Raw genomic sequence first — 8037 nt, forward strand, 5'->3', positions numbered from 1 at the left:
TTTACTTTATCAGCTTTGCTGCTTTTGTCAATTTACCTAGGTTGAGCAATTACGACAAATGCTTGGGATTGTCGTTAGAACCGATATTGTGAATTGAAAGACTGGACGCATAGACAACCTGCCTACTTTCACGGGGATTAATTGCGAAGGTTTGGTTGCAGGTTGCACCAGTTTTAGATCTTAAACTGGCTTTGCTGTCTAGTTGGCTGATTACTTTTCCTGTTTTGAGGTCACGGAACTTTGTTTGGCATGTGAAAGAAACTCTTTGGCTGGTGATTAGTGTATTGCCATCAGCGCTAAAACGAACGAGATTAAAAGCATCAGCAAAGCGACCAAAGCTGATCGCAGATGAATCTGAAAATTCTAATGTACCTTGATTTTTGCCTGTGGATAGCTCCCAGACTTGAATTGCGCTGCCCCCCGTACTTCTAATAGTCTGTGTTGATGAACCACCGAGGTTACAACTCCAACTGAAACTACCATTTCCACTGCTTGAGGTACAACCTGATGAATTGCTTTGAGTAGTTATATCTAATCCAGAACTCCCAGTAATAATGGTTTGCCGATCGGGACTAATCGCGATCGCTTTGATGTTTGCATATTGACTGTCCAAGAGTGAGAGTTTTTTGACATCGCCAGTTTCAAGGTTCCAGACTTGCACATCGCCGCCACTAGCGGTGACAAGGGTTTTGCCATCTTGACTAATATCACTCGCCACAATTTCTGATTGGGCTTCGAGGCTGCGTAAAAAACTCAGACTTTTCTGTTTAGGTTGAGTGGATTTCTGGACAGTTGGTGAAGGGACTGCTTGAGAAAATGTATCTTGTACGGCAAGAGTGAGGCTAGTAGCAATGAGGCTACTGGTAAGCAGGATGGTTTTAAAATATTGTTTCATTAATTTTCTATAGATTATTGATAATTGGAGGGTGCGTCGTATTTTATTAACGCTCCTGACAAGATCGGCGATCGCACTGTGTCAACACGAAATGGCAAACAGAATATTTATTGGCTTGTATTGCTAAGCTGTAAGCAAGTTTTAAAAGAAAGTCTGTCACCAAATTTCTTGCCATCAGATATACGAGTCAAGTAGAACCAATCTTGAAACTCATTCCCAGTACAAACCACTTCAGAACTTGAAGCTCTTACTGCTTGCTGGCAAACATTTAGCGATAACTTCTCGCTAAAATCGCCAAACTGTTTGTTGTCGGCAATCCTTGTAACGTAGAACCAGTTTTGAAACTCATTCCCAGTACAAACAACTGACTTACGTTGAGATGAAGCTGAGTTACCTGTCTCACAGACTAAATTTCTAGCTATTGATTCAGCGTTAGCCGTTTCTGAGAATCCGTTTAAACAAGTTATGTTGAAGGAACCATTAGAATTCTGATTCATAGACCTTATGTCTTGTATTCCAGCAAAAGCAGGAGATGGAATAGATAAGATACAGAAACAAGAAACGGCTAATTTTTTCATTGCAAATGCTGATGTGATGGTAAAAATAGCTTGTTCGCTAATAATCTGAACGAGATCTGCAACATCTATATGGGGGACTATCAGAATGCGGTTGATACTTGATAATCTTGTAGGGTGCGTTACATTTCATTAACGCACCCTACAAGATCGGCGATCACACTTTTTAACGAGGTTATCGAGGTACCCGTTCTACCCACGTCTGGAAAATCTGACTTCCATTGAAAGAATTCCAATCTGATACTGAGCCTACAATACAGATTGGAGAGTTATCAACCTGAATTCCCCAGTCCATACCGTAGTTATCTCCGCCGAGAAACAAATTTTGCCGAGGTTGCACATTCCAACTCTTAAAAGCACGAGTAGGTGCATCAGGGTGAAAAAGCGTCACTCGCACAGAGGCGCTTGTCCCATTATTAAATGCGATTTGTCCTACTCGCCCAGTCCATCCAGAAGTACCAGGTCGATAGGGGCGTGGATCGTATGTAGATGAACATGCAACTGTATTAACTCCTCCACTACCAGAATTTGATGCAAGCAGTCGGTTACAGTCCTCTCTACCTGAATTCTTTTTCTGTTGCACCAGAGAACTATACCCGCTAAACCTTTGAACATCATTAGGTACTTGCCTATTAAGATTGTCAACCGTCGTATCAACAAAAGAATAGCATTGCTGCCGATTAGTAACCTTGCCAGATTTTACACCTGCTGCAACTATAACGCCAATATCTAGGTGAAGTATGCTGAGTCCAGGATTATGTTCAAACCAAACTTTTAGAGGATCAGCAAGTTCGCCTGGATTAAACCTGCTATCGGTTGGATCAAGAACGGGGCAATCAAGAATACCATTACATCTGGCACTAGCTGGCAAAGACCCGAATACTGTAAACAGCGGTAGAGCTATTATTAAAAACGGAAAGAACCGATAAATAAAGTTAAGATTTAGCAAAGCTTTCATTGTGAAATTAATTCTGCACAAGTACTTATTCACAAAAATCTTAGCTGTTGCGATCAATTTTATTGGTAGGAAAAGGTCGGGTAAAGGTCTGATGTTTTTGGCGTATTTATGTAAATTTTTTTGACAAACGAGGATTTGTTGACGATAGTGTAGCTATCAGTAGGGGTTTAAGGTGGAAAATGTCAGAAAAAGAGGCGATCGCAACCAACAAAAAACTAAGCCTAATAAATTAGAGATAATATAGAAACCATATTTTTTGTCATAAGCACCACCCAACAGCCATGATGATCCAAACTTTACCTAAAGTTACGACCTTCGATGAATTTGTCGAATTTCTCCCTGAAAATTCTGGAGTGCGTTACGAACTTCATAACGGAAATATTATTGAAATGGCTCAACCAGTTGGAGAACACGAAGAATCTAAGGGGTTTTTGACTGTAGAGATTTCCTTTGAAGTTAAGCGTCTGGGATTACCTTACACTATTCCCAATCAAACGATAGTTAGACCTGAAGGCAAAGATTCTGGATATTTCCCCGATATATTGGTCGTAAACCTTCCTAATCTCATCAACGAAGCCCGATGGAAAAAAGAAGCGATTCTCAGTCAAGGTGCATCGATCGCATTGGCGATTGAAATTGTGTCAACCAATTGGCGTGATGATTATTATTTGAAATATGCAGATTATGAAGAGATGGGGATTGCGGAATATTGGCTTGTTGACTATGCAGCATTGGGTGGGCGTAATTTTATTGGCAATCCTAAACAACCGACGATCTCGGTTTGTAATTTGGTGGATGGCGAATATCAGGTTACTAAGTTTCAAAATTGCGATCGCCTGATCTCGCAAACTTTCCCTGACCTAAATCTCACCGCAAATCAAATTTTCCAAGCTGGCACAATCTAGCTTGGAAAATTTAGATGCTTAGGAGTTGGTCGAAAATCTCAAGGATTCTGAATGACTAAAGATTGTTGCTGTGAAAGCCAAACACCGCCAAGAGTTGTGCAAAGACTATAATGCATGGAACAAGCTTGAGGACTACTATAAAAAGCTGCTCCAGCGCTTTGCATTTGGCTATCACTGACATCCGAAGGCTTTTGATAGACCCAGTAACTTCCTGCACTTGCTATAGAATTAATCACTCGCACCGAATCTCTTGAGTCCTGTCGATCATCATCTCGGTCTCTATACCTTCTTCTAGGGCGATCATTTTGCTCGGCACAGGTTCGCTCTGCTTTTGCAAGGGCATCCTTACTACTTAGATCCCCACCTTCACGGCTGTAGTAAAAGTCTCTATATTTTTTAATGCATTCAATTCCTTCATCAATTCTTGAAGATTGAGCAGAAGACGGAAGTACTTCTCCTATAGATAGATTACTCACAACAATTCCTAAGGACATCAAAGATCGAAAAATGAAAGTATTGAAGTTCTTTGGTTGCATGGCTTCTTAGAAAATACCGTTTTAGAAACTGCTGTGCAAATGCACTTTAATTGAAAATGTAGAGTTTGATGGTTAGAAAAGGTCGGATAAAGGTCGGATATTTTTAGTGTACTTGTGTAAATTTTGTGACAAATCGAGGATTTATTGATGATAGTTTAGCTATATACAGGTGTTAAAGAGGAAAATGACAGAGTCAGAGGCGATCGCCTTAGTTGAGAAATTACTGGAACGGGGGCGTTTAACAAAAGTTCAAAACATTGTATTTAGCCAATCTTGGGAGGGAAAAACTTACTTAGATATGGCTGTAGGTAATGGCTATGACACTGGTTATATCAAGGATGTTGGCTCGGAATTGTGGCGATCGCTATCCAAAGCTCTTAACGAAAAAGTTACCAAAAATAATTTGCATGGAGTACTGAAGCGATTTGCACAGAAACAGCAGGAAGAGATCGCTGCTTCAACCTTAAACTTACAACCCGCCAGCAACAGCACCCATTGGGGTGAAGCCATTGATGTTTCCAGATTTTATGGACGTACTACGGAATTAGAGACTCTAAGCCAATGGATTTTAGGCGGCGGTACGCATCCTGAAAGGAATCGCTGCCGAATGGTTACATTGCTTGGCTTGGGCGGCATGGGCAAAACCGCACTCTCAGTCAAGTTAGCACAGCAAATACAAGCCCAATTTGATTTTGTGATTTGGCGATCGCTACGGGATGCCCCAACCCTCGAAGAGCTGCTGAAGGATTTGATTAAATTCCTCTCTCAGCAGCAAGAAATTACCTTGCCTCAAAACACAGGGTTGCAAATTTCCCGATTGATTGAGTATTTGCGCTCATCTCGATGTCTGATCGTGCTAGATAACTTTGATGCCGTACTTGCGAGTAGACAACGTGCAGGCTACTACCGCGAAGATTATGACGCTTATGGAGAACTGCTACACCGAATCGGTGAGATTCCCCATCAAAGTTGTCTCTTGCTCACCAGTCGCGAAAAACCTGCCGAAGTCGCTGCATTATCCGGAGAAATGTTGCCAGTGCGATCGCTAAGTCTATAAAACTAATTGATACTTTGAGATCTGAGCGTGAGCTTGAACAACTCCTCACGCAATTAATTCCTACACTTCGAGAGAATTATGCAGTAAGTGATGGATATGCAGGTGGAAATCTAATCAATTTATTCATTCACCTTAAGATTGATTTGACTGGATATGACTTCTCTCATTTAGCTCTTTGGCAAGCCGATCTGCGGGGGATCAATTTGCATCAAGTAAACTTTTCTCACTGCAATCTAGACAGGTCAATTTTTTCAGAAACCTTAGGGGGAGTTTTATCGGTTGCGATTAGTACCAAAGGTGAATTATTCGCAGCAGGTGATACGAATGGCGAAATTCGTGTTTGGCAAACTTCAGACGGAAAACAAGTATTAAAGCTCGATCGCTGCACCAGTTGGGTCTGGTCAGTTGCCTTTAGTCCCGACGGGAACCTCATCGCCTGTTGTGATGATAAAACCGTGAAGGTTTGGGATCTTAGAACTCAAAAACTCATTATTGCTCTAGAAGGACATTCTGGCTGGATTTATCAAGTTGCCTTTAGTCCAGATGGTTCCCAAATTGCCAGTGCCAGCACGGATGCTACGATCAAACTGTGGGATGTTAAAACTTCAGAATGTCTGCATACACTTGCAGGACATGAGGGATTTGTCTTTTCTGTCACCTTTAGCCCAGATGGTAAAACATTGGCAAGCGGTAGCCACGATCGAACCGTTCGACTATGGAATGTTCATACTGGAGAATATCTAAAAAGTTTAGAAGGACATGATGCCTGGGTTTGGTCAGTTGTTTTTAGCCCAGATGGAAAAGCGATCGCTAGTGGCAGCCACGACCAAACAGTAATCTAGTCAATGCTATTTGACCTTGCAAGGACATCAGAGCCGTATTCAATCCCTTAGTTTTTCATACATCAAAGAGACTACATTAAGTTCCCAAACTCTTATATTAGCTAGTGGTAGTTATGATGAAACGATCAAGTTGTGGGATCTAGAAGCTGGAAATTGCATCAAAACATTGCAACCGCCTCGACTCTACGAAGAACTCAATATCTCAGAAGCGGTTGGTTTGACGAATGCACAGACAGGTACACTCAAGGTTTTAGGTGCAATTTATACTTAACTAAAGAGAGGACATCATGCTGCTATTGAAGGGTTGCAGTTCTTTGGAAAATGAGGTCGATCTTACTGCCACAAACGTAAGAGCTTATATCAAAAATTAGTTTGAGAATGAATGCAGGACGCGATCGCTTGCTGCGCAATCTGATTCAAAGACTGGCGGGATAAATGCTTAATTGTAAAGATTTCGCTCCATTGCCTGAGGAACCAAGTACTACCAACACATAGGAGAATTTACAATTCTCAACCTGTTGACCTTTAAGAAGTAGATCAATATGTCTTAAACTAAGATCAAGGTAATCTATCTATTGGGGAGGTGCACAATGCGCGTACCAAAACAGACCCTAAGGAAGCCCAAGAAACCAGCCCTAGCACGCTTCTTTTGATTGTAGTAATGATTTTGATCGTTCCCCTTCTGTTTGCAGGTTTTTTATTCCAATAAGCAGTTGAGCCAATAAGCAGTTAAGAGAGATTTACGCCATCATCAGTCCGACTTCACCATTGCTGGAAAAGTTCTAGTTTTCCTTCTCAGAATTCAAACTTCTCTCAGCAATTTATGATTCCTTTTGGAAAGCGAGGTAAGTCACTTGGTAAATTATTCCCCGATCGCGAATCTCGGTTCCGTACTTTCTGTGCGTGGAAGTGTGGTTGACGTGCGCTTTTTGCAACAGTTGCCAGAGCTGCGTACCCAACTCCAAACAGGAAAAGGCGGCAAGATCGCGATCGAAGTCGTTTCGCATTTGAGTTCGCAGGTGGTGCGTGGGGTCGCTCTAGCACCGACAGCAGGGCTGGCAAGGGGTGAAACCGTGACCGATACAGGGCATCCCCTGCAAGTGCCCGTCGGCGATCGCTTGTTGGGACGCATGTTCAATTTATTTGGCGAACCAATCGATGGAGGCGAACCGATCGCAGGCGGAGAATGGCGATCGATCCACGCCACGCCGATCGCGATGTCAGAACGGGTTACCAAATCAGAAATTCTGAAAACAGGCATCAAGGCGATCGATGTACTTGCACCGCTGGAACGGGGAGGTAAGGCAGGACTGCTGGGCGGTGCGGGTGTGGGCAAAACCGTGCTGATTACTGAGATGATTCACAATATGGTGAAGCAGCACCAGGGCGTGAGTTTGTTTTGCGGAATTGGCGAACGCTGTCGCGAGGCGCTAGACCTCTATGACGAAATGAAATCGACGGGCGTTTTAAAGAATACGGTGCTGATGTTCGGGCAAATGAATGAACCGCCAGGGGCGAGGTTTCGGGTCGGACATGCCGCCTTAACGATGGCAGAATATTTTCGCGATCGCCAGCATCAAGATGTGTTGTTACTGATCGACAATATTTTCCGCTTTATTCAAGCGGGTGCAGAGGTATCGGGGTTGATGGGGCAATTGCCCTCGCGGGTTGGCTATCAACCGACCCTTGCCACGGAACTGGCACAGTTAGAGGAACGCATTTGCAATACGAATGCAGGGGCGATTACCTCGATTCAGGCGATTTACGTGCCTGCGGATGACTTTACCGATCCCTCGGCAGTTCACGCATTTTCGCATTTGTCGGCTTCCATCGTTCTATCGCGCAAACGTGCCAGCGAAGGCTTTTATCCTGCTGTGGATTTGTTACAGTCCAATTCCAAAATGCTGATGCCCCATATTGTCGGCGATCGCCACTATCGCATTGCCCAAGCCATCCGCCAGACCCTCGCCACCTATGAGGAGTTAAAGGACATCATCGCCATGCTGGGGTTAGAAGAACTATCGCAAGCCGATCGCCAATTGGTCTATCGGGCGCGGCGTTTGGAAAGATTTCTAACCCAGCCGTTCTTTTCGACCACGCAGTTTACGGGCTTGGCAGGAAAGGCGATCGAACTAGAGGATGCCCTAGACGGATGCGATCGCATTCTCAATGATGAGTTTTCTGAAGTTTCGGAGCGATCGCTCTATATGATTGGTACCTTAGTACAGGACAAAACCTTGCAATAAAGACAGAAGAGGGGTTTCATAGG

The 8037-nt window shown here is 43.3% G+C and carries 9 protein-coding genes and 1 pseudogene; 6 read left to right on the forward strand and 4 right to left on the reverse strand.

Annotated features, from left to right (window positions below; all coding sequences use genetic code 11):
* Positions 1-49: 49 nt before the first annotated feature.
* From V2H45_RS23855 to V2H45_RS23865, 3 genes are all read right to left on the reverse strand, one after another.
* Complete coding sequence (locus tag V2H45_RS23855) at positions 50-895, reverse strand: WD40 repeat domain-containing protein (RefSeq protein WP_330486195.1); 846 nt, start codon at positions 893-895, stop codon at positions 50-52.
* 107 nt (positions 896-1002) lie between these two features.
* Positions 1003-1392, reverse strand: a complete 390-nt coding sequence (locus V2H45_RS23860; protein WP_330486196.1) for a hypothetical protein — start codon at positions 1390-1392, stop codon at positions 1003-1005.
* Between the two features lie 253 nt (positions 1393-1645).
* Positions 1646-2461 carry a hypothetical protein gene (locus tag V2H45_RS23865; protein ID WP_330486197.1) on the reverse strand — a complete coding sequence of 272 codons (816 nt, stop codon included), beginning with the start codon at positions 2459-2461 and terminating at the stop codon, positions 1646-1648.
* 251 nt (positions 2462-2712) lie between these two features.
* Between V2H45_RS23865 and V2H45_RS23870 the strand changes: the two genes are divergently transcribed.
* Positions 2713-3333: a Uma2 family endonuclease gene (locus tag V2H45_RS23870; protein WP_408648895.1), complete on the forward strand. Its 621-nt coding sequence runs from the start codon at positions 2713-2715 to the stop codon at positions 3331-3333.
* 38 nt (positions 3334-3371) lie between these two features.
* On the opposite strand, the gene V2H45_RS23875 is transcribed toward V2H45_RS23870, so the two are convergent.
* Positions 3372-3869, reverse strand: a complete 498-nt coding sequence (locus V2H45_RS23875; protein ID WP_330486199.1) for a hypothetical protein — start codon at positions 3867-3869, stop codon at positions 3372-3374.
* A gap of 184 nt (positions 3870-4053) precedes the next feature.
* On the opposite strand from V2H45_RS23875, the gene V2H45_RS23880 reads away from it, so the two are divergent.
* The 5 genes and pseudogenes from V2H45_RS23880 (at position 4054) to atpD (ending at position 8014) form a co-directional block, all read left to right on the forward strand.
* Positions 4054-4926 carry an NB-ARC domain-containing protein gene (locus V2H45_RS23880; RefSeq protein WP_330486200.1) on the forward strand — a complete coding sequence of 291 codons (873 nt, stop codon included), beginning with the start codon at positions 4054-4056 and terminating at the stop codon, positions 4924-4926.
* 14 nt (positions 4927-4940) lie between these two features.
* On the forward strand, positions 4941-5768 hold the full coding sequence (locus tag V2H45_RS23885) for a WD40 repeat domain-containing protein (RefSeq protein ID WP_330486201.1): 828 nt from the start codon (positions 4941-4943) through the stop codon (positions 5766-5768).
* A gap of 10 nt (positions 5769-5778) precedes the next feature.
* Positions 5779-5895: pseudogene (locus V2H45_RS25755) on the forward strand (hypothetical protein); the annotation flags it as partial.
* Positions 5896-5898: 3 nt separating this feature from the next.
* Positions 5899-6039, forward strand: coding sequence for a hypothetical protein (locus tag V2H45_RS23890; protein ID WP_330486202.1), 141 nt, complete (start codon positions 5899-5901; stop codon positions 6037-6039).
* 583 nt (positions 6040-6622) lie between these two features.
* Positions 6623-8014 carry a F0F1 ATP synthase subunit beta gene (gene atpD / locus V2H45_RS23895; protein WP_330486203.1) on the forward strand — a complete coding sequence of 464 codons (1392 nt, stop codon included), beginning with the start codon at positions 6623-6625 and terminating at the stop codon, positions 8012-8014.
* Positions 8015-8037: the final 23 nt, after the last annotated feature.

Origin of the sequence: Tumidithrix elongata BACA0141 (assembly GCF_036349135.1) — a bacterium.
In the GTDB taxonomy this organism is placed as follows: Bacteria; Cyanobacteriota; Cyanobacteriia; order Pseudanabaenales; family Pseudanabaenaceae; genus Tumidithrix; species Tumidithrix elongata.

Coding starts and splice junctions, on each gene's coding strand:
- V2H45_RS23855 (WP_330486195.1), bottom strand. CDS start 895: ATGAAACAATATTTTAAAACCATCCTGCTTACCAGTAGCCTCATTGCT.
- V2H45_RS23860 (WP_330486196.1), bottom strand. CDS start 1,392: ATGAATCAGAATTCTAATGGTTCCTTCAACATAACTTGTTTAAACGGA.
- V2H45_RS23870 (WP_408648895.1), top strand. CDS start 2,713: ATGATCCAAACTTTACCTAAAGTTACGACCTTCGATGAATTTGTCGAA.
- V2H45_RS23875 (WP_330486199.1), bottom strand. CDS start 3,869: ATGCAACCAAAGAACTTCAATACTTTCATTTTTCGATCTTTGATGTCC.
- V2H45_RS23880 (WP_330486200.1), top strand. CDS start 4,054: ATGACAGAGTCAGAGGCGATCGCCTTAGTTGAGAAATTACTGGAACGG.